Raw genomic sequence first — 1,485 nt, 5'->3', positions numbered from 1 at the left:
ACGACTCAACCTGTTCGACCGTCAGCGCATCAGCACACAGTCACATCAACGACACACGACGTTGATCGTCACCCAGATGCGGTTGCAGTACTAGCCCTGGCCGGCGGCGCTGTCCCAGAAGTCGGCGATGGCGCGGGCCGTGGCGAGCGGCTGGTCGGTGTTGGGGGAGTGCTCGGCGTTCTCGATCACCGTCCGCCGTGCGTTCAGTCGTACCGCCATGTCGTCCAGCAGGGGCAGCGGCCAGGTGTCGTCCCGTGCGCCGGACAGGACGTGGAACGGCAGCGACAGCGCGGCCAGTTCCGTGACACGGTCCGGTTCCGCGCACAACTGACGTCCGGTGGCGATGAGTTGGGCGGGCTTGGTGCTCAGCCAGCGGCGCTGCAGGTCGTCCCGGTCGTCGAGGCCGCCGTCGAGTGCCGCCGTCTCGGTCTCCTCGGGCGTCTCCATCGCCCGCATCGCGTCCCACACCTGGCCCATGGTCATCACCGCGAGCGTGTCCCGCAGCAGCTTCACGCGCTGCTGCTGGGGTTCCGAGATCTGCGCGGGGCCGGAGGCCATGAGGGTGAGCGACTGGAAGGGTGCGTGGTCGAGCAGGACGGCCGCGCGCGAGATCTGCCCGCCGAGGGAGTGCCCCAGCAGATGCACCGGCTCCCCGAGCGCCTCGGCCTGCGCCAGCACGTCCCGCGCCAACTCCTGCTGCGTATAAGCCGCTTCGTCGGTCTCGGGCCCGTCCGACTCGTACTGCCCGCGCCCGTCCACGGCCACGGTCCGGTACCCGCGCCGCGCGAGCGGCACATGCAGCGGATTGAAGTCCTCCTTGCTCCCGGTGAACCCCGGCAGCAACAGCGCCACCCCGCGGGGCTCCACCCCGGCAGCCACGGGAGCGTCGACGACGGCGAACTCCCCGCGCGCGGTCCGCAGCGCGTACGCACGCGCACCGGGAGGCGGGACGAAGGTGGCGGGCCTGCTCATGGGGAGAGGCTATCGGGCGGGGGGATGCCCTGGGCTGCGGCTGGGCGGGAGCGCTCCGAAGAGGCGCGGAGTACGGAGGAGCGGCGCGGCATCCGGAAACGGCGACGGCCCGGTCCCCATCAGGGACCGGGCCGTCGCTCGTCGGGTGCCGGATCAGCCCTCGGCGGCCTCGACGGCCGCCGTGGCCTTGCGGGTACGGCGCCGCGGCTTGGCCTCCGGCTCCTCGGTGGCCTGTGCCGGAATCTCCGGGGTGACCGCCTTGGCGACGGCCTTACGCGTCCGCCGGACCTTCGGCGCGGCCACCTCGGCATCCCCGTCCGCCTCGACGACGGCGGCGGCCGTCTTGCGCGTGCGGCGGGGCTTGGCCTCGGCCTCGGGTGCCTCGGTGGTCTCCGGTGCGGCGGCGGCCTTCTTCCGGGTGCGGCGCGGCTTGGTTTCCGTGCCTTCGGCCGTGTCGACGGCGGCCTCGGCCTCCGGTGCGGCGGCGACCGTCTTGCGGGTGCGACGCGGCTT

General features: G+C 72.9%; 1 protein-coding gene and 1 pseudogene. Both read right to left on the bottom strand.

Annotation, left to right across the window (positions count from 1 at the left end; genetic code table 11):
* Positions 1-90: 90 nt before the first annotated feature.
* Positions 91-972, bottom strand: coding sequence for an alpha/beta hydrolase (locus AB0M27_RS31195; protein WP_365726572.1), 882 nt, complete (start codon positions 970-972; stop codon positions 91-93).
* Positions 973-1,125: 153 nt separating this feature from the next.
* Positions 1,126-1,485 (bottom strand): annotated as a pseudogene (locus tag AB0M27_RS31190) (ATP-dependent helicase); the annotation flags it as partial.

Origin of the sequence: Streptomyces sp. NPDC052107 (genome assembly GCF_040680215.1) — a bacterium.
In the GTDB taxonomy this organism is placed as follows: domain Bacteria; phylum Actinomycetota; class Actinomycetes; order Streptomycetales; family Streptomycetaceae; genus Streptomyces.
This window is presented reverse-complemented; position numbering and strand designations above follow the sequence as displayed.

Coding starts and splice junctions, on each gene's coding strand:
- AB0M27_RS31195 (WP_365726572.1), bottom strand. CDS start 972: ATGAGCAGGCCCGCCACCTTCGTCCCGCCTCCCGGTGCGCGTGCGTAC.